Origin of the sequence: Paraburkholderia gardini (genome assembly GCF_907164575.1) — a bacterium.
GTDB classification, from domain to species: domain Bacteria; phylum Pseudomonadota; class Gammaproteobacteria; order Burkholderiales; family Burkholderiaceae; genus Paraburkholderia; species Paraburkholderia gardini.
Genome location: NZ_CAJQYY010000016.1, coordinates 67,003 through 84,909, shown reverse-complemented (window position 1 = coordinate 84,909; position 17,907 = coordinate 67,003). Strand labels below are relative to the sequence as shown.

Annotated in this window: 19 protein-coding genes; 10 read left to right on the top strand and 9 right to left on the bottom strand. The window is 62.4% G+C overall.

All coding sequences use genetic code 11. The features are described from left to right. Positions 1-280: 280 nt before the first annotated feature. Complete coding sequence (locus LPA34_RS14950) at positions 281-1,228, bottom strand: LysR family transcriptional regulator (protein WP_228979392.1); 948 nt, start codon at positions 1,226-1,228, stop codon at positions 281-283. Between the two features lie 80 nt (positions 1,229-1,308). Here LPA34_RS14950 and LPA34_RS14945 point away from each other — a divergent pair, with 80 nt between their 5' ends. Beyond that, positions 1,309-2,073 (top strand): SDR family oxidoreductase, encoded by a 765-nt coding sequence (locus tag LPA34_RS14945; RefSeq protein WP_228979390.1) that lies wholly within the window; start codon positions 1,309-1,311, stop codon positions 2,071-2,073. A 291-nt stretch (positions 2,074-2,364) separates the two neighbouring features. Here the strand turns inward: LPA34_RS14945 and LPA34_RS14940 are convergent, their stop codons facing one another. Both LPA34_RS14940 and LPA34_RS14935 read right to left on the bottom strand, forming a co-directional pair. Beyond that, the gene (locus tag LPA34_RS14940; protein ID WP_228979388.1) at positions 2,365-2,886 is read right to left on the bottom strand and encodes a hypothetical protein; all 522 of its coding nucleotides are present in this window, start codon (positions 2,884-2,886) and stop codon (positions 2,365-2,367) included. A gap of 49 nt (positions 2,887-2,935) precedes the next feature. After that, on the bottom strand, positions 2,936-3,766 hold the full coding sequence (locus LPA34_RS14935; protein WP_228979386.1) for an MFS transporter: 831 nt from the start codon (positions 3,764-3,766) through the stop codon (positions 2,936-2,938). A gap of 130 nt (positions 3,767-3,896) precedes the next feature. Here LPA34_RS14935 and LPA34_RS14930 point away from each other — a divergent pair, with 130 nt between their 5' ends. Together LPA34_RS14930 and LPA34_RS14925 are read left to right on the top strand one after the other, a co-directional pair. Next, a complete protein-coding gene (locus LPA34_RS14930; RefSeq protein ID WP_228979383.1) occupies positions 3,897-4,835 on the top strand; it encodes a LysR family transcriptional regulator in 939 nt (312 codons plus the stop codon). Positions 4,836-5,025: 190 nt separating this feature from the next. After that, positions 5,026-5,718, top strand: a complete 693-nt coding sequence (locus tag LPA34_RS14925) for a cytochrome b/b6 domain-containing protein (protein ID WP_228979380.1) — start codon at positions 5,026-5,028, stop codon at positions 5,716-5,718. A 44-nt stretch (positions 5,719-5,762) separates the two neighbouring features. Here the strand turns inward: LPA34_RS14925 and LPA34_RS14920 are convergent, their stop codons facing one another. Continuing rightward, the gene (locus LPA34_RS14920) at positions 5,763-6,224 is read right to left on the bottom strand and encodes a CHRD domain-containing protein (protein WP_228979505.1); all 462 of its coding nucleotides are present in this window, start codon (positions 6,222-6,224) and stop codon (positions 5,763-5,765) included. Between the two features lie 513 nt (positions 6,225-6,737). On the opposite strand from LPA34_RS14920, the gene LPA34_RS14915 reads away from it, so the two are divergent. After that, positions 6,738-7,517, top strand: coding sequence for a YkgJ family cysteine cluster protein (locus LPA34_RS14915; RefSeq protein WP_228979378.1), 780 nt, complete (start codon positions 6,738-6,740; stop codon positions 7,515-7,517). 335 nt (positions 7,518-7,852) lie between these two features. Here LPA34_RS14915 and LPA34_RS14910 read toward each other — a convergent pair whose 3' ends face one another. Next, positions 7,853-8,980: an aminotransferase class V-fold PLP-dependent enzyme gene (locus tag LPA34_RS14910; protein WP_228979376.1), complete on the bottom strand. Its 1,128-nt coding sequence runs from the start codon at positions 8,978-8,980 to the stop codon at positions 7,853-7,855. A gap of 381 nt (positions 8,981-9,361) precedes the next feature. Between LPA34_RS14910 and LPA34_RS14905 the strand changes: the two genes are divergently transcribed. Continuing rightward, on the top strand, positions 9,362-10,249 hold the full coding sequence (locus LPA34_RS14905; RefSeq protein WP_228979374.1) for a LysR family transcriptional regulator: 888 nt from the start codon (positions 9,362-9,364) through the stop codon (positions 10,247-10,249). Between the two features lie 2 nt (positions 10,250-10,251). Here LPA34_RS14905 and LPA34_RS14900 read toward each other — a convergent pair whose 3' ends face one another. Then, the gene (locus LPA34_RS14900; RefSeq protein WP_228979373.1) at positions 10,252-11,175 is read right to left on the bottom strand and encodes a LysR family transcriptional regulator; all 924 of its coding nucleotides are present in this window, start codon (positions 11,173-11,175) and stop codon (positions 10,252-10,254) included. Between the two features lie 131 nt (positions 11,176-11,306). Between LPA34_RS14900 and LPA34_RS14895 the strand changes: the two genes are divergently transcribed. Further along, complete coding sequence (locus LPA34_RS14895) at positions 11,307-12,107, top strand: carboxymuconolactone decarboxylase family protein (RefSeq protein WP_228979372.1); 801 nt, start codon at positions 11,307-11,309, stop codon at positions 12,105-12,107. Between the two features lie 163 nt (positions 12,108-12,270). After that, positions 12,271-12,468 carry a DUF3562 domain-containing protein gene (locus tag LPA34_RS14890; protein WP_228979371.1) on the top strand — a complete coding sequence of 66 codons (198 nt, stop codon included), beginning with the start codon at positions 12,271-12,273 and terminating at the stop codon, positions 12,466-12,468. A 197-nt stretch (positions 12,469-12,665) separates the two neighbouring features. Here LPA34_RS14890 and LPA34_RS14885 read toward each other — a convergent pair whose 3' ends face one another. Next, positions 12,666-12,932 (bottom strand): DUF4148 domain-containing protein, encoded by a 267-nt coding sequence (locus LPA34_RS14885; protein ID WP_228979503.1) that lies wholly within the window; start codon positions 12,930-12,932, stop codon positions 12,666-12,668. A 285-nt stretch (positions 12,933-13,217) separates the two neighbouring features. On the opposite strand from LPA34_RS14885, the gene LPA34_RS14880 reads away from it, so the two are divergent. From LPA34_RS14880 to LPA34_RS14870, 3 genes are all read left to right on the top strand, one after another. After that, on the top strand, positions 13,218-13,946 hold the full coding sequence (locus LPA34_RS14880) for an anti-sigma factor family protein (RefSeq protein ID WP_228979370.1): 729 nt from the start codon (positions 13,218-13,220) through the stop codon (positions 13,944-13,946). Positions 13,947-14,070: 124 nt separating this feature from the next. Then, positions 14,071-14,589 carry an RNA polymerase sigma factor gene (locus LPA34_RS14875; RefSeq protein ID WP_228979369.1) on the top strand — a complete coding sequence of 173 codons (519 nt, stop codon included), beginning with the start codon at positions 14,071-14,073 and terminating at the stop codon, positions 14,587-14,589. Continuing rightward, a complete protein-coding gene (locus LPA34_RS14870; protein ID WP_228979367.1) occupies positions 14,586-15,446 on the top strand; it encodes an anti-sigma factor family protein in 861 nt (286 codons plus the stop codon). The genes LPA34_RS14875 and LPA34_RS14870 overlap by 4 nt, the downstream gene beginning before the upstream one ends. Before the next feature lie 33 nt (positions 15,447-15,479). On the opposite strand, the gene LPA34_RS14865 is transcribed toward LPA34_RS14870, so the two are convergent. Together LPA34_RS14865 and LPA34_RS14860 are read right to left on the bottom strand one after the other, a co-directional pair. Beyond that, entirely contained in the window at positions 15,480-16,409 is a 930-nt protein-coding gene (locus LPA34_RS14865; protein WP_228979365.1) for a LysR family transcriptional regulator, read from the bottom strand. A gap of 46 nt (positions 16,410-16,455) precedes the next feature. Then, positions 16,456-17,895, bottom strand: coding sequence for an MFS transporter (locus LPA34_RS14860; protein WP_228979364.1), 1,440 nt, complete (start codon positions 17,893-17,895; stop codon positions 16,456-16,458). Between the last annotated feature and the right edge of the window lie 12 nt (positions 17,896-17,907).

Genomic DNA, 17,907 nt, shown 5'->3' with positions numbered 1-17,907 from the left:
CGCGTCTATCAGGTGATGTCCAATTGAGTGGGCGATTGTCTCTTGTAACTCCCCTTCTTCACAGGAACCCAACGAGACTGCAAACACGATAGACAAGTTGATGTCCGCAGTGCAACGCATAGTCGACGTTCGAATGTCGGTGCAGATGCAGTGACCAGGGACCGAAGATGGCCGAACGCGATCCGACGACGAGCTTCCCTGTCGACTTAAAACGGCCATTCGCGAAAAAGTTCATCGCGGAATTCCGGGGAACGCTGTGCGCTGTCGCATAACGCCTGCATCAAGAATGGGCCGCTCTTGCTCTGTCCACACCAAACGCGTTCATGAACTCCGCCGCCAGCCACGCGAGTCCCGGATCCTGGTCCCGCGCGGCAGCCCACATCAGCGAGACCTCATAGCGCGGCACATCGAATGGCAGTGGACTCATCGCCAGGTCCAATGTGTCGCGCCAGACGCGGCCGATGAAGTCGGGGACCGTGGCGATCGCCGGCGTGCGCCGCACGATGAACGGGCTGGTCGCGAAATTCGAGCTGGAGAACACCACATCGCGCTTGAGGCCCTGTATTGCCAGCTGCTCGTCGATAAAGCCGTGCAGGCCCGCGCTGAACGAAGTCAGCACGTGCCGGTGTCGCAGGAATTCATCCATTGACAGGTGCTTGCGGCGGCTCTTGACGAGGCGCGGATTGTAGACGCTCACAAAGCGCCACTGAAACAACGGCTGGCGCCGCTGCCACTGCACGCATTCCGGGAACACACCGATCGCCAGTTCGATCGTGCCCTCGTCGAGCATCGCTGCCGCGCGCGTTGAGTCGGTGGAGCGCGCGATCAGCTTCACGCCGGGCGCCGTGGTGGCCAGGCGGTCCATGATTTCCGGCGTCAACAGGACCTCAAGCGAATCGCTCAAGCCAATGCGAAACACGCGCTGCGCGCGTGCCGGATCGAACGCCGGCGGCTGCGTGAGCGCCTGATGCAGCGATTGAAGGAAGGGCTCGATCTGTCGCGCCAGTTCGAGTGCGCGGGACGTCGGCGTAATGCCGTGCGGGGTGCGCACGAACAGTTCGTCGCCGAATGCCTCTCGCAGCCGCTTGAGCGCGCCACTCACCGCCGGCTGGCCGAGGAAGAGCCGCTGCGCGGCGCGCGTGACGCTGCGCTCCTCCAGCAGCGCGCGAAAGGCCAGCAGCAGGTTCAGGTCGAAGCGCCTGAAATCATTTTCAATGATGTTTGGCATCGATATAAACGATTTGAATGATATGAGTCTGACACGCATTCTATCGCCATGAGGTGCGCTGCAAGACATGTGACGGCACATTGACAGACGCCCCTCCTTTCATCGACAGGAGCAACGACATGGATTGGCAAGATCAGAAAGTCGTCGTATTGGGTGGGTCGTCGGGCATGGGGCTGGCGACGGTGGCGCGGCTGAAGGAAACCGGTGCGCACGTCGTGGCGGTCGGCCGAGACCGGGTCAAACTGGACAAGGTGCTCGCCGGCCTTCAGGGAAGTGGGCGTGTCACCGGCGAAGCGCTCGACTGCACCGACCGCGCTGCGCTCGACCGTTTCTTCGACCGCCTGGGTCGCATCGATCATCTGGTGCTAACGCTCTCCGGCGGCGAGGGCGCAGGCCAGTTCAACGCACTCGATCTGGCTTCCTTGCGTCGCGGCTTCGAGGCCAAGTTCTGGCCGCAGCTCGAAGCCGCGCAAGCTGGCCTGCCGTCCCTGCGCCGCGACGGCAGTTTGACATTCCTGACCGCCATTTCCGCGCGTATTGCCAATCCCGGCACTGCGGGACTGGGCGCGATCAACGGCGCGCTCGAAAGCATGATCGGCACGCTTGCGCGCGAACTGTCGCCGCTGCGCGTCAACGCCGTTTCACCCGGCGTGGTCGATACCGCCTGGTGGGACAGATTCCCCACCGACATCAAGGAGGACCTGTTCCGCCAGCAGGCCGAAACCCTGCCGGTGCGACGCGTCGGCCATGCCGAGGACATCGCGCATGCGCTGCAGTTCCTGATGGAGAACACCTTCATGACGGGCGCGGTGATCGAGTGCGACGGCGGCTTGCGGCTGTTATGACGGTGCCCGTTCGAGGTTGGTTGCCAACGGTCCGCTGGTAGCTGGCCTGGCCGGGCTCGGCCCAAAGGAGGCAACCGCGCAGACAACCGTGCGGCGCAAAAGCGGACCTTCAGCGCGCACGTCACATCGAGTTGGCGGCATGGATCCGTGCGGCCGATATCGCGACGCCCGGCATTCCGCCCGGGCAGCATCACCGGATTGAACGCTGCCCGCGCTCAACATGCTCAAGAGCATGCAGAAACGTCTTTCGGTCATCGCCGCCTGCTGGCAGCAAGCCACGTTTTGGTCATGTCATGGCTTGCGGAAGGATAAATAGCTCCGGGCCGGCCTGGGCTGAGGGCGCAGCAGCAGATAGAAGGCGGCAATATGCGTGATCATCAGCACAGGCACGTAGATGACCGGAATCGCGTACGTGGCGCCGAACTCTCCCGCACGCGCGGGAAGACCGGACTGGATAGCGTGGTAGTAGTCGAGGATGAGGTCGGTCGCTCCCACAAGATTGAAGGCTACGACGAACAACCAGAAGAGTGGGCGTATCCGTGCTGTGAGTAGCGCCAGCATCGCCAGAACTCCCGTTGCGAAGTCACCGTATGCGGCGAACACGGCGAAGCTGGCAGGCAGATGGGGACTGACGACGCCCGGCAGGATGAAGACCAGCCCGAAGAAACGGAAGCTGTGCAAGGTGGCGATGGCGCGTTGTGCTTCGAACGGGTCCATCGATTTGAGCCTGGGCCAGACATATACGCGCAGGCAAAGCAGCCACGCGAGATACCCCAGAACGAGATGCACCTGGAAGAGACGTTCCGTTGACATGTTGCCTCCTGTTACGTGTGGTCTGGCGCATTGAAGGACAGGAACGAGATCAGCCGGCGCGTCGTCGGATCAGCTGGCGCAGCGACAGCGCGTGCAGCAGGATCGAGCCCGGCACCACGAAAGCAGGGGTCAGCACATCCGGATAAGCGCCGGCGCCGATGCCCGGCACGCCCGGAACGATCAACTGGAACCGGCCGGTCGAAGTGATCATCCCCAAGGTAATCGCGACGGCGAAGTCGGCGAGGCCAAAGATGTTCCAGGCTATCGCCGCCTTCCGCCCCTGATCCGTACCGCTCGCCACGGCGATTGCCGCCGGCACGGCGAACAGGCCGGTCAACACATCGGCAATTCCCGCCGGTAACGCGAACACGGTGGGCAGCGCCCCATGCAGCCAGGCTGCGAGAGCCCAGCTGCCGAATACCCGGTAAAGCTGAAGAGCGACAAGCCATGTCGCCGGCATCGCATCGAGTACCTGCCCCATCCGTCTCGACAGCAGCAACAGCGGCGCGCCGGTCATCACCGGCAGGAAGATCGCCAGCGGCAACAACGGCAAGGGTGAGACGCCCGAGCGGAAGACGCCATTGATCGCTGCGCTCCAGGCGACAGCGAACCAGAGCGTGTCCGGGATCATGACCGCCAGCCAGGTCGTGCGGCGTTGGTCCCGCGTCAGGTCGGTGCTTTCGAGGCCCAGCCACAACCCGACCGCGATAAGCCCATGGGCCGCCAGTTGGTGGACCGTGGTTGGAACGCCGCTAGCCGGGATAACCGGTTGCCAGTAGATCAACACAATCCACAGGACCGTCAGCGGGACAATCCAGAGCAGGCCGCGCCAGGCGGGACGCGGCGAGGCGATACCAGCAGGAACAGGGGCTGCGGTCATCGGCGGTTCCTCCACGGTCCTGGCGGATTGTTCAGGGCTTGCGAGTCGACGTCGGCGTGACGCCTCATCTGCAGGCGTAGGTGTACCATGGCCTCTCGCGAGCGACTATTCATCACAATGTTGACGGGCTATGAAGCAGAACTTCACAGTCAGGCAGGGCGCGCTCGATGGCGTGGAGGTGTTCCTGAGCGTTGCCCAGCATCGCAGTTTTCGCCGGGCAGCCGCGGAACTCGGGGTCACGCCGTCGGCCATCAGTCAGACGGTGCGTGTACTTGAAGCGCGCATTGGCGCAGCGCTTTTCATACGCACCACGCGTAGTGTCGGCCTGACCGAAGCTGGCGAACGGTTTCTTTCGCACGCAAAGCCAGCCTTCGAGGAGCTTGTCGCCGCGAGTGAGGTTGCGCGTGGACTCGGCCAGCGGCCCTCCGGATTGTTGCGTCTTTCAGTGCCGCGCGCCGTAGTGCCAATCCTGCTGGAACCACTGATCGCATCCTTTTGCCAGGCTTATCCCGAGGTCGAACTGGAGATCGCCACAAGCAAGGAGCTGATCGATCTTGCAGCGGAAGGGTTCGACGCCGGTATCCGGCTGGGCCAGTTCGTCGATGCCGACATGGTCGCCGTACCGTTGACGCCACCGTTTCGTCTCGTCGTCGTCGGCAGCCCAGCCTACTTCGCAGGGCGCAGCCGGCCCAGATGCACGGACGATCTGCGCCAGCACGCATGCTTGCGATGGCGGCGATCCAGCGGCGCGCTCGCGTCATGGTCATTCAACGACGACGGCCGTGCGATCGAGATCGCCGTATCGGGTCCTCTCATCGCCCATGATTTTCCCACCATGCTGGGCGCGGCAGTCGAAGGCACAGGGCTTGCACAGCTACCTGAACCGATGGTCGTCGAAGGGTTGCGAGCGGGAAAACTGGTGCACGTGCTGGAGCCGTTCGCGCCGGTGATACCGGGAGTGTTTCTCTACTATCCAGGCCGCCGGCAGGTCATGCCGAAGCTGCGCGCCTTCATCGATCATGTAAAGAGCCACCCGGCAGGCCATGACAAAGTTCCGGGTACAAGATGACGCCTGGCGTGCCGGTTGGGGAAAAGAGGGTGATGTTCCCTTTATATGGACGTCATGCTGGTGAAGGACCCTCCTGGCCGCTTCAATCCAGCTCGGCCGAACACTGGGCTATTGCGTCATCGCTTTGCTATTCCCGGGCGTGGTGCTCATCGCGGGCCTGCCTGGCCGCTTGTGGACGGAGGCTCGACACATGGACGCTCACGAACCGGTCACGCCGCCGACACAGCCTGTCCGCCGCCCCGTGCTGGTCTGGGATGCGTCGGTGCGACTGTTTCACTGGCTGGTGGTCATGCTGGTCACGGCGGCCTATGTCACCTTGAAGCTGAACCGGATTGACTGGCACATCCGGGTCGGTGAGACGCTGCTCGCGCTGGTTATTTTCCGGCTGCTGTGGGGCTGTTTTGGCAGTGAGACCGCGCGGTTTCGAAGTTTCGTGGCGTCGCCCGCGGCGGCACTTCGTCATCTGCGGCACCTGTTTCGCCGCGAGCCGGATGTGCAGGTGGGCCACAATGCGGCCGGCGGCTGGATGGTCCTGCTGCTGCTTGCCTTGCTGCTGGTCGAGACGCTGAGCGGGATCTACATCAACAACGACATCGCCGACGAAGGGCCGTTGAGCGAAGTGGTGCCCGCGTGGCTCGCCAACGCTATCTCGACGCTGCACGGGCTTGTCTGGGATATGCTGCTCGCCGCGGTGGCGCTGCACGTGCTCGTGATCGCGCTCTACGCGATAGCGAAGGGACACGACCTGCTGCGTCCGATGCTGACCGGCTACAAGCTGTTGCCGTCATCCATCGACGCGCCGCGGCAGACGCCAGCGCTGCTGGCGCTGCTGCCGCTCGGCGTCGGCGCTGCCGTGGTGATGCTGCTCGCGGCTTATCTCTGAGCTTGCCGCGAACGCGAACTCAGGGCGCCGCTTCGCGGGTTGCGTCAGTTGCTCTTCGGCGGCACGACCTGGCCGCGGATTTCGCCGTTCGGATTGTTCTTTGTGTGAACGTTGATGTACATATCACCGGCTTCGAACATCTTGACGTCGTCCGGGGACAGCGTGGCCTGGCCGCTGATCGGGCTCGTCATCTCCATACTGCCTTTCCGGGAGAGCCAGACTTTCACGCCGGCGTTTTTGCCGGCCGGGGCGGGGCCGTGGAAATGCGCCATCGTGGCCTGGCTCGACAATCCGCTGAAGCTGATGTTCCAGGTTACGACCCGCGTGCTGGGGTCGTATGTGAGGTCAGCGCTGCCAGTGCCTGAGGTCTGCACCGGCGGGACCTGTTGGGCGCCCGTCAACGGCACCGTAAATGAAACCGGCGCAGCTTGCGCCAGGCTCAACGTGCCCATCAGGGCCAGGCCAGCGAATACCATGAAAGCGCGCCGCGAGATGGATCGTGACATCTGATTTTCTCCTTTTTGGGTTTGCCCTTGCTGGACGGTAGCCACCATCGACGAATGCGGAAGATATCGTCGGCGCCACTGGCAACCAAAGGGGTAAGACAAAGGATAGATGCTAGCCCGCGGTAACTCCAGGTGGGGTCCCGGAAGCCGTTGGTCTTGAAGTGTTTGATCCTGGCCATTTTTGCCCCGAAAACTGAAAATCCGCCTTCGGATAGCACAAGGAGCCAGCACAATTCACCGGAGTCAAGAAACGGGATCTTTCAGGAAGGTTTTGCGTCATGGATTTGTAGGGTTTCGAGCGAGGTCTCACAAGAGGCCCGAGCCCCGGCCTGTTCGACGGAAATACGCGCGGTTCGATCCAGGCGCGGACGCTATACCACCCACAGAACCGACGTAGCGCACACGGCCCACTGGATCACGACAACGCCTCACCTATTTCTCTTGTGTCCCTGTAAGAATTTCGGCGCTGGCCCGACCAGGCACGACACAACCGAACCTGAAGGGACAAACAGCGTGGACGATATCAATTTCGCCTGTACGACATGTGGCCAGTGCTGCCACGATTTGCGCCTGCCGCTAACAATCGCCGAGTCGATCGACTGGCTAAAACGTGGCGGACAACTGGAGATCCTCTGCGAAGCAATTCCGTGGCCGGTCGAGCCAGAAGCCAGCAATGTCCAGGCGGCGTACAAACGGGCGCGTTCGTCAGCCGTCTTGAGCGGAACGTTACCGGTGCGCGTCTCGGTCATTCTCACTGCGGCGTTCGCTGGCGCGTGTCCCAACCTGCGCGCCGACATGCTGTGCGGTATTTACGATGAACGTCCGTTGGTCTGCAGGATCTATCCGGCTGAAATCAACCCCTTCGTACCATGGGTGCCGGAAAACAAGGCCTGTCCACCGGAGGCGTGGCAAACGACGCCACTACAACAGCAAGGCGTCCTTGTCGATGCGACGATCTATCAACTCGTCCAGCAGTCGCGGCTTGCCAGTCAGTCGGAAACGCCCTTGCGGATGCGGATTTGCCGCGAGCTCGGACTCGACCATGCGGCGCTGGCGAACGAGGGGTTCGTGATTCATACACCGGACCGCGAAGCCCTGCTAGCTGCCCTGGAGCGGTGCCATGCGTCACCGCTGCCGGATGACGAACCGACGCAATGGACGTTCGTTTCCAATCGTTCCACCACTATGGAGACGCTCGCATCCGTGGGCGCGGTTGCTTGCCCCGACCAGTCCATCACAGATAAAACTTTCAGATATCACGGGTTTTTCCCATCGTCATTGGGCAACGGTTAAATGGTCAAACCGCCGTGGACAAACGTCAGGCCACGAGCCCTGACCCGAACCGCTAACAGACCGGACCGATGTTGTGTAGCGTCCAGCGACGCTCAATAAAGCCCGGAGTCATCGACCCTTAACGGGAGTGTGAGTTCGTCGACGCGGGAAGCCGTTATCCCGCAGTTCGACGCCACCACCGTCAGCAATCCGCCACAGTACTGACGTAGACCGTAGCTGGCTCCAGTGTCCTCAAAGGCCGAAGCGTGCGCATCGCTATTCCGGCAGGTTCCCAGGACCCTCCTGCCGATGCGGTTGCGGGGGCGAGCCATGCGCACATGCCCCGGAAAAGCGCCCTAAAGGATACTGTCCAACGCCCTGGCGAGTCTGGCGACCGCGCCTTCGACGTCATGCAGTTTTTCCAGACCAAATAATCCGACGCGGAAGGTCTTGAAGTCTTCAGGCTCGTCGCATTGGAGGGGAACGCCGGCCGCGATCTGCAAGCCGGCATCGGCGAATTTCTTGCCGGATCGTATGCCGTCATCGTCCGTGTAGCTGACCACGACGCCCGGAGCCTGAAAACCTTCGGCCGCCACGCTTTTGAAACCCCTGGCAACCAGGAGTGAGCGAACGCGCGTGCCGAGTTCAAGCTGCTCTGCTTTCACTTTGTCGAAGCCATATGCCCCGGTTTCCTTCATGACGTCGCGCAGCGTCGCGAGACTGTCCGTGGGCATCGTGGCGTGGTACGCGAACCCACCGTTCTCGTAGGCTTCCATGATCTGCAGCCACTTGCGGAGATCGCAGGCGAAACTGGTGCTGGTTGTTGCGTCGATTCTTTCGCGAGCGAGAGGGCTGAGCATGACCAGTGCGCAGCAGGGTGACGCGCTCCATCCCTTTTGCGGTGCGCTGATCAGGACATCGATGCCACTGGCCTGCATGTCCACCCAGATCGTACCGGAGGCGATGCAATCCAGTACGAACATGCCGCCGACGGCGTGAACAGCGTCGGCCACGGCACGCAGCCAGGCATCGGGCAGCATCATCCCGGATGCCGTTTCGACATGCGGCGCAAAGACCAGATCCGGCTTGTTCTCCTTGATTGCAGCGACCACTTCTTCGATCGGAGCCGGTGCCCAGGCGGCCTGCCTTCCTTGTTCGACCGGGCGCGCCTTCAACACCATCGATTCAGACGGAATGCTGCCCATGTCGAAAATCTGCGACCATCGAAAACTGAACCAGCCATTGCGGATGACGAGACACTTCCTGTTCGTTGCGAACTGCCGGGCGACGGCTTCCATGCCGAAAGTCCCGCTGCCCGGGACGATTACCGCCGACTTCGCGTTGTAGACCTTTTTCAGGGCGCCGGAAATATCGCGTACGACTCCTTGAAAGCGCTGCGACATGTGATTGATTGATCGGTCGGTGTACACGACCGAATATTCGAGGAGTCCCTCGCGGTCGACATGGGGGAGTAAACCTGGCACGTTCGCCTCCGGTAATAGACGAATAGAAGAATCGAAAACAGATTCTGACGAAAGCCACCTGCAACGGCATCGGCCGAGAGGTCCCGTTACCTGTCCGCAGGTTTCGGCATGGACCAGCCGTCGAGCCACGCCGGTTGGGAATGCTCCAGTGGCAACAATCGGCACGATTGTGAACCTTCGCCGGAGCGTGGTTTCAAAATGAAACTCCCATCTTTCTTGTGAGAGTGTGCCACAAAGACCGAACAATCCCGGGTGCCACGGCGCCAGCGGATCAGAAGGACACGCGTAAACCCAGCAGACATTCATTTATAGTCTGCTCTTACAGCGCCAGCTTTCCAGCGACGCATCAATAAAACGACTGTCGCGAATCGCGCATCGACAATGAAAACCACCACGGAAGAACTGCTGGCGTTTGTCTCGGTGATCGATGCCGGCTCGATTACCGCGGCTGCGGAGACGTTGCAGCAGACTGTCTCGGGCGTGAGCCGCGCGCTGACGCGTCTGGAAAAGAAGCTCGACGCGACCTTGATACATCGCACGACACGCCGCCTTCAGCTCACCGACGAGGGCGAACTGTTCCTGCTGCGCGCGCGTGCGATTCTCGCCGCGATGGAAGACGCCGAAGAGCTGATCGTTCGCCAGCGTCAGCGGCCTGCCGGCCGGTTACGGGTAGACGCGGCTTCACCGTTCATGCTTCATTGCATCGTGCCGCACGTGGTGGAGTTCGCCACGCTGTATCCGGAAATATCCCTTGAATTGAGCAGTAACGAGCGGATCGTCGATCTGCTCGAACAGCGTGTGGACATCGCGATCCGCATCGGCGCGCTGCAGGATTCGACGCTGCATGCGCGCTCGCTTGGCAGCAGCCGGTTGCGCGTGATGGCGAGCCCCGCGTATCTCGCGCAATCCGGCGAACCGCGCACGATTCAGGAACTGGCGGGTCACCGGCTGATCGGCTTTACAGCGCCGGAAAGCCTGAACGACTGGCCGCTCCGGGAAGCGGGCCGCGGCTTCATCAAGATCGAACCGGCAATCGAGGCGTCCAGTGGCGAAACGATCCGGCAACTGGCGGTTGCGGGCGGTGGCATTGCGTGTCTGGCCGGGTTCATGACCGCCACGGATGTGCGCGAGGGCAGGTTGCGGACGATACTGGACGACGTGCTCGTCGATGTGCGTCAGCCGGTGAGTGCGGTGTTTTATCAGAGCGCGGCGATGTCGGGACGAGCGCGTGCATTCCTCGATTTTCTCGCGACACGGCTGGTGCTTTGAAATCAGCGCCTGCCGGAAGCCGGTTTTGCCGCCTGGCCGTAATGCGCCCGCAGGACCGTCATCAATAAAGACAGCGCCGGGTTCACCGCATCCGGCAGCGTCGCGAGCGCGACATCGATGCGCAGATCCGCCTGCTCTTTCAGCTCGCAATACACGACACCCTCGCGCGCCATCGACTTGAGCGACGCCGGAATCAACGCGACACCCTCGCCAGCGGCGATCAGGCTGAGCAGCACATGATGATCGGCGGGTTCCGCCGCGCGCGGAGGATCGAATTGCCACGCCTTGAACAGCTTCTCGTAGTGATCGAACCAGGCGGGATTGGCGCGGCGCTGCGGCCAGAAGAGCGTGTCGGCGGAGAGGTCGAGGAGCGAAATGCGTTTTTTCCGGGCGAGCGCGTGTCCACGCGGTAACGCCGCCACGAGTGGATCGACGAAAAGACGCTGCACTTTCAGGTCCGCGACTTCGGAAGGCAGGCCGATCAGGGCCGCGTCCAGTGCGCCGCGTCGCAGGTCCGCTACCGACTGCTTCGAGTACTGGCGCTTTTGCGCCAGTTGCAACGCGGGATCGCGGCTCTTCAGCTCGCCTTCGAGCCACGTGAAGAGCGCGGGATCGAGCACGGTCGTGATGCCGAGCCGGAGTTCAAGCCGTTGCTCCGCGCGCTGCCGTATGCGGGTGAGCATCGCGTCGGCGTCGCCCAGCAGCTTGCGCGCTTCCTTCAGCAGATGCGTGCCTGTTGCCGTCAGCATCACGCCGCTGCGGTCACGCTCGAACAGCCGCGCGCCGACCGTTTCCTCCAGCGCCTGGATCTGCCGCGTGAGTGGCGGCTGCGTGATCGAAAGACACTCTGCCGCGCGGCGAAAACTCAACTCTTCCGCGACGGCGACGAAGTATTGCAACTGCCAGAGTTCGACGCGTGTCTGCATTCGTGAAGTCCGTTGCCCGTTCTGATACGCCAAAGGTATCACGCCGAATGAATTGGCGCGATGAAAGCGCGATCGATATCGTGTGTTCAGCGGGCCGGCAATCACGCTCGGCCTCTTGCTCCGAGGACACCATGAACCACGCACTTTCCACGACGGCTGTCGGTCTTCACTATCTCGCGATGATAGAAGGTGCATCGCATCCTTCTATCATCGATGCACTCGGGGATATCGCGCCCGATCTCGCAGGCCTGACGATCAGCTTCGCGTATGGCCAGGTTTATTCGCGACCGGGCCTCGATTTGCGTCAGCGCCAGCTCGTGACGGTCGCGGCGCTCGCATCGATGGGCGGCGCGGAACCGCAACTGAAGTTCCACATTGCAGGTGCGTTGAACGCGGGCGCCTCGCCCGAAGAAGTCGTCGAACTGATGACGCATCTTGCCGTTTATGCGGGCTTCCCCGCAGCGCTTAACGGCGTGTTCGCGGCAAAGGCCGTGTTCGGCGAAAAGGGCGTCGTCGCGGACACTACACGGGCCGCGCCAGGCACGTCGCGTTACGACGACGGTCTCACGAGACTGCGGGAAATCGACGGCGCGGCAGGTGAACACGTGATCGATTCGCTGCGCGATATCGCGCCGGATCTGGGGCGTTTCATCATCGAGTTCGGATTCGGCGACATCTACACGCGGCCGGGTCTCGACCTGCTGTCGCGCGAACTCGCGACTGTCGCTGCACTCGCGGCAACCGGTTCGGCGACGCCTCAACTGAAGGTCCATATGCACGGCCTGCTCAACGTCGGTGGAACGCGCGAACAGCTCGTCGAAGTGATCACGCAGATCGCCGTGTATGCCGGATTTCCACGTGCGATCAACGCCGCGCTCGCCGCGAAGGACGTGCTCGCCGGGCGCGACTTTCCGGCAGCGCCGCAGATGTAAGTCTTGCGTATTCGTAAGGTCCGTTTCATCAGATGGAACACAAAAAGCCAACCGGCCGGTTGATAGAGGGATTCAATTTGCAACATTCACGGCAGCGTCCTGTAATGGACGCTCTGCCTGTCTTCTCCCTTCTTCCGTCACTGTTCCGGAGCGCGCACTGATCATGGCCCAACCCAACGTCGAGGAAGTTGTAAACGCAATCGCTGAAGAGACCCGCACGCCGCCCGAAACCGTCTCGAAGATGTTCGCCGATACGTGGGCACAGTACGACGATGGCGCACGGATTCGCGACTTTCTTCCGGTCCTCGTCGCGAAACGCGTGCGCGATAACCTGCGCCATCCGCCCGGCGGCGGGCGTTAGGCGCAGGTGCGGGGGCAGACGGCGCGAAAACCCGCACCGGACTGCCGCGCAATGCCACGGTTCATGGCGCAATGCCACGTGGCTGAACATATCGTCCTGTTGTTGCAGTCGCGACTTGACCACATAGTGAACAGATCGTCCTTCTGGCTGGAAGGGCAGCGCCTGTAGTTAGCGTGCCGGTCGGGTGCTCCCGACGCTCACTGCACGCCGGGCACGGCACTGGTGCTACTCGCCATATCCGTCGTCTTTCCGTGTTTCGCGAGACGCCCGGCCTTCATCCGCTCGACGGTCGCTGCAAAGACGGGACTGACATCGGGATACGATGCATCGGTGACGAAGGCAAGACCATTCTGTTGTGCTTCGATCAGTTCCTGGTAAACCTCGGCGCGCGTCTTGCCTTCGGCAAATGCGCTCGACGATGCGAGCAGGGCCAGCGAGAAAGACATCATGACAAGCGTTTTCATGTTCGACTCCTGAGTGGGTTGTGCGGGATGCACTCGGGATAACACGCATACTCTTTCGAAAATTCCCGCAAAAGCGCGGTAAAACGCGTCGAATAGAAAAAAATAAAAATCTGTAGAGGATGTCGAACTGACTGGAAATAAACCTGATGGAGCGGGTGTTAACGCTCTGCGGCCTGGACGATATCCAGCGCGCCGCGCCTCGAAAAAAAGCAGCTTGCCGATGGAATAAAACGGCACCCGTGCGTGTTCGTGCGTTGAAGACTCCATGCCTCTTTCGAAATCCGTATGTACTCCGTTCAACATTCCTCCGATGCTGTCGTGTCCGAAGCCGACATTCAGGCGTTCGTCGATGGCCTGCTCGCGCCGGATCGTGCCGCACAAATCCGGCGCTATCTTGAGGAGCGGCCGGACGAAGCGCGCCGCGTGGCGTTTTACGGAAAACTCAACTGGCGCATGCATTCGACGTTTCAGGCGGGTGACGAGAGCGGTCGTTCGCGGCGCGCCAGGTTCACGCTGTACCGGGCCTCGTTTAGCGGGTGGTTGCGGCAGCACGCCCGCAGGATCGCAGTGGGTCTGCTTCTGGCTGGCGTCGTTGCAACGGGTGTGCTGTGCGCGATGCACGTGCCGGACGCGGCACTGGAAGCGGGTGCGATCATGGCGCTCGAACAGGCAAACGTCGTGCATATGTCCGTCGACGGTCGAAGCGACGCGCGGTTACTGGGCGTGGCGCCCGATCTTTCCCGCGCCGGTTTCCGGCCGGTCGCGGTCACGACGTTGCCGGTCGGCGGGTTTGTGGAGGCACGTGGCTTTGTCTATTGCAATGCAGCGGGCGAGCGGGCGGTACTGCTTTCGGTGCACGATATGACCGCGGCTGCGCAACCGCAGTGGCGGGCGCGCCGGGTGGGCGAAAACCGCGTGCTGGAGTGGAGCGTGGGGCACCGGCGGTACGCGCTTGCAGGTGGCGCGAGGACGCACGGTCTGATGCGCGCAGCCGATCTGCTGGTTTCGCGATGAGGCGCGCAGGCATCGGGAAGAAAAAATGCAACGTGCCGGAATAAAGTGCTGAATACGCTGTTTGCTCTGTGTGGATCTTGCGTTCGAGCCCGCAGCGCCGGGACTGAAAGGAAAAGGAAGCGCGATGAGCGTCCGTGATGGTTTGATGGATCAGGTGCCGCGGCTGCGTCGTTACGCGCGCGCGCTGATCAACAATCGCGAGCTGGCCGACGATCTGGTGCAGGACACGCTGGAGCGCGCGCTGCGCAATGCGGAACAATTCCGGCCCGGATCGGACCTGCGCGCGTGGCTTTTCACGATCATGCACAACGTGTTCATCAACCAGGTCCGCAAGGCTGGCGCACGCGCGGTCCATGTGTCGGTCGACGATGACGTACTGCCGGAAAGCGAATTCGCAGTGACGGGCAACCAGTCGCAGTCGCTGGAGGTGCGCGATCTCGACTTCGCATTGCAGCGCCTGCCGGACGATCAGCGCGAAGTCGTGCTGCTGGTAGGGCTGGAAGAAATGAGCTATGCCGATGTGGCGCTGGCGCTCGGCGTGCCGATCGGCACCGTGATGTCGCGCCTTTCGCGGGGACGCGAGCGGTTGCGTGCGCTGATGTCGGGCAAACAGCCGGGTGCGAAATTGAAGGTGGTGCGATGAACGATCCACGTCAGATCAGCGAAGAAGAACTGCACGCTTACGTCGACGGATCGCTGGCCGCACATCGTCGCGAGGAAATCGACCGGCTGCTCGAAACGAACGACGAACTGGCCGCGCGCGTCAGCGACTATTTCTCGCTGAACAACATGTTTCATGAGCGCTATGACCGCGTGCTCAGCGAACCGGTGCCGGCGCGACTGCGTCTGGCAGTGAAGCGGCGCTGGCGCGACGCATTGAACTGGCCGCAGTTCGCCGGCATGGCCGCTGCGCTGATTCTTGGCGTCGGCATCGGCGTGGGGACGAATATGGGCCGGCAGGCCGCCATCGTCGTGACCGGCGACGCCGGCAATGTGGCCGGACATCGGGTGAGTATGGACGGCGCGGAATCGTTCGCGCGGCAGTCCGCGATCGCGCATGTGCTGTACGCGCCCGAAGTGACGCGGCCGGTGGAAGTGGGCGCGGACCGTGAACAGGAACTGGTGACGTGGCTGTCGAACCGGATAGGCACGAACGTGCGCCCGCCGGTTCTCACGCGGACTGGCTTCGAGTTGATGGGCGGGCGTCTGCTGCCGGGCGCCGATGGCCCGGTTGCGCAGTTCATGTATCACGACGCGAAGGGCGAGCGCATCACGCTGTGCATTTCGCACCGCAAGGTGAGCGCCGATACGACCGCGTTCAAGCTCTATCAGGACGGGTCGGTGAACGTGTTCTACTGGGTGGATGGCGACTTCGGCTATGCGGTGTCGGGCGCGATCGACCGCAAGACGCTGCTTGAACTGTCGCATGATGTGTATGCGCAGTTGACGGCCGACGGAACCGCGCCCTCGGGTGCTTCCGCTGCGAAGAGCACGAACTGACCCGCGGCGCGCGCGACGTGAATCACACCGGGTTTACGTCGCGGGCGTATCGAAAGGGCCGCCCGTCAGCGAGGAAATGAATTCGAAGAACGCCCGCACCCTGGCGGGCGCGTGCTGACGCGAAGGATAGATCGCATGGAGCGGATACGATTCGTCGGCCCAGTCGGGAAACAGGTCGACGAGCTTGCCGCTCGCTATCAGCTGTTCCGCACCCAGCGCGAAAATCTGCGCGATGCCATAGCCCGCGAGACACACGCTGTGCAGCGTGCCGCCATCGTTCATCGTGAGATGTCCGCGTGCTTCGATAACTACCTTCCTCTTGCCGCGATGAAACTCCCACGGGAACGGCCGTCCCGTTTCAGGCTCGCGAAACTTGATGCAGACATGCGGTTCGCGTTCGAGATCCGTGGGCGCTAGCGGACGTCCGTGTCGTTTGATGTATGTGGGCGATGCGACCGTGACGATACGTGTGTCGAGCAACTTGCGGGCAATCAGTGTCGACGCACGCGGCTCGCCGAAACGGATCGCGAGATCGAAACCGTCCGCCACCATATCGCCGAGCTGATCGCGTGTCACGAGATCGACGTGCAGATCCGGATAGCGTTCCATGAACGCACCGAGACGCGGTCCAAGAAAGAGCCGCGAGAAAAACGGATCGACGTTGATACGCAAACGGCCGCGCACGGCAGTCGCACCGAGCGCCGCCGATGCCGCGGCTTCTTCGAGACCCGACAGCAGCGGCATGATCTGCTGGTAGAAGCGCCGGCCTTCGTCGGTGAGCGTGACCGCGCGCGTCGTGCGATCGAAGAGACGGATACCGAGCCGCGCTTCGAGCCGCGCGATGGAACGGCTGACGCCGGACTGCGACATATCGAGCGTTTCGGCCGCCGCGGCAAAACTGCCGGTGTCGACGATCGCTGTCAACACGCCCATTCCGTTCAGCACCCGCTCATCGAACGCCATTCGCTTATTCCTGGTTGTCGCCGCGCCGGTCGCCATGCTATCGCGATCATGACGCGTTCTGCCGGAGCGTACCGCCACCGACGCTTTGGCCTGCATCGTGTGCCATGCGCATATAGCCAATGACGGAAACGAGCGTCACGACACCGGCAAACAGGAAGGCGAGGCGGAAGTCGTCGAGCGTGAACGCATGCCTGCTCGCTTCGCCGTTCAACAACGCACCGACCCGTAGCGACACCGCGCCAAACGCGATGCCGAGACCGATGGTCATCTGCGCGGCCGCGCTCCACAGCGTGCTCGCTGCGTTCATCTGCGGTTGCGGGACGTCGGCATAGGCTAGCGTCGCGAGCAGCGAAAACTGCATCGAACGCCCGACGCCATAGACAAAGATAACGATCAGCACCAGCGCGAGCGGCGTAGCGGGCGTGAGCAGGCCGATCGCGATGACGAAAAGACCCGCCACCGCGACGTCGACAATCGACACGTAGCGAAAGCCGAAGCGTCGCAGGATGCGCGTCGTGAGCGCCTTCATGGTGAGATTGCCCAGTGCGCTTGCAAGCAGCAGCAGCCCGGATTTGAACGCGGAGAGCCCAAAGCCGATCTGGAACAGCAGCGGCATCAGATAGGGCACCGCGCCGATGCCGATACGCGTGAGCGAACCCGTCACGATCGTCACGGAGAACGTCGGGATTTTCAGCGTCGACACGTCGATGAGCGGATGCGGATGATTGCGCGCGTGCCGGAATGCGATCCATCCCAGTACGACCCCCGCGACGACAAGCCCCGCGGCTTGCCACGCGTTGTCGCCGGGCTGGCTCGCAAGCTCGGCGCCATACAGGATCGCGGTGAGCGCCGTGCCGCTCAGCACGAGCCCGACGACGTCCAGCGGACGCCTCTCGCCGCCACGCAGGTTCGGCACGAGCGCGACCACGGCGGCCAGTACCGCAAGACCGAACGGCACGTTGAGCAGAAAGATCCAGCGCCACGATGCGTAAGTCGTGATGAAGCCGCCGATTGGCGGCCCGACCACGGGTGCGACGATCGCGGGCCACGTGATCGTCGAAATCGCCTGCATGAGGCGGCTTTTCTCAGTGCTGCGCACGACGATCAGCCGGCCGACCGGCACCATCATCGCGCCGCCGATACCCTGCAACACGCGCGCCGCGGTGAACTGCACCACGTTTTGCGATACCCCGCACAGCACCGAAGCCAGCGTGAACACGACGATCGCGCTGAAGAACACGGTGCGCGAGCCGCACCGGTCCGCCACCCAGCCGCTCGCGGGAATGAAGATCGCGAGCGCGAGCATGTAGGCCGTCATGCCGAGACTCAGGCTGTTCGGCCCGACGCCGAACGAGTGCGCCATCTGCGGCAGCGCCGTGGCGATCACCGTCGTGTCGAGGTACTCCATGAAGAACGTCGCCGCGACGATGTACGGCAGCCAGCCAATGTGCGAAACCGGTGAAGCGGGTGGGGTCGTGTGGGTCATGTCGTGAAGCGA

Coding starts and splice junctions, on each gene's coding strand:
- LPA34_RS14950 (WP_228979392.1), bottom strand. CDS start 1,228: ATGCCAAACATCATTGAAAATGATTTCAGGCGCTTCGACCTGAACCTG.
- LPA34_RS14940 (WP_228979388.1), bottom strand. CDS start 2,886: ATGTCAACGGAACGTCTCTTCCAGGTGCATCTCGTTCTGGGGTATCTC.
- LPA34_RS14935 (WP_228979386.1), bottom strand. CDS start 3,766: ATGACCGCAGCCCCTGTTCCTGCTGGTATCGCCTCGCCGCGTCCCGCC.
- LPA34_RS14930 (WP_228979383.1), top strand. CDS start 3,897: ATGAAGCAGAACTTCACAGTCAGGCAGGGCGCGCTCGATGGCGTGGAG.
- LPA34_RS14925 (WP_228979380.1), top strand. CDS start 5,026: ATGGACGCTCACGAACCGGTCACGCCGCCGACACAGCCTGTCCGCCGC.
- LPA34_RS14920 (WP_228979505.1), bottom strand. CDS start 6,224: ATGTCACGATCCATCTCGCGGCGCGCTTTCATGGTATTCGCTGGCCTG.
- LPA34_RS14905 (WP_228979374.1), top strand. CDS start 9,362: ATGAAAACCACCACGGAAGAACTGCTGGCGTTTGTCTCGGTGATCGAT.
- LPA34_RS14900 (WP_228979373.1), bottom strand. CDS start 11,175: ATGCAGACACGCGTCGAACTCTGGCAGTTGCAATACTTCGTCGCCGTC.
- LPA34_RS14895 (WP_228979372.1), top strand. CDS start 11,307: ATGAACCACGCACTTTCCACGACGGCTGTCGGTCTTCACTATCTCGCG.
- LPA34_RS14890 (WP_228979371.1), top strand. CDS start 12,271: ATGGCCCAACCCAACGTCGAGGAAGTTGTAAACGCAATCGCTGAAGAG.
- LPA34_RS14885 (WP_228979503.1), bottom strand. CDS start 12,932: ATGAAAACGCTTGTCATGATGTCTTTCTCGCTGGCCCTGCTCGCATCG.
- LPA34_RS14880 (WP_228979370.1), top strand. CDS start 13,218: ATGTACTCCGTTCAACATTCCTCCGATGCTGTCGTGTCCGAAGCCGAC.
- LPA34_RS14875 (WP_228979369.1), top strand. CDS start 14,071: ATGAGCGTCCGTGATGGTTTGATGGATCAGGTGCCGCGGCTGCGTCGT.
- LPA34_RS14870 (WP_228979367.1), top strand. CDS start 14,586: ATGAACGATCCACGTCAGATCAGCGAAGAAGAACTGCACGCTTACGTC.
- LPA34_RS14865 (WP_228979365.1), bottom strand. CDS start 16,409: ATGGCGTTCGATGAGCGGGTGCTGAACGGAATGGGCGTGTTGACAGCG.
- LPA34_RS14860 (WP_228979364.1), bottom strand. CDS start 17,895: ATGACCCACACGACCCCACCCGCTTCACCGGTTTCGCACATTGGCTGG.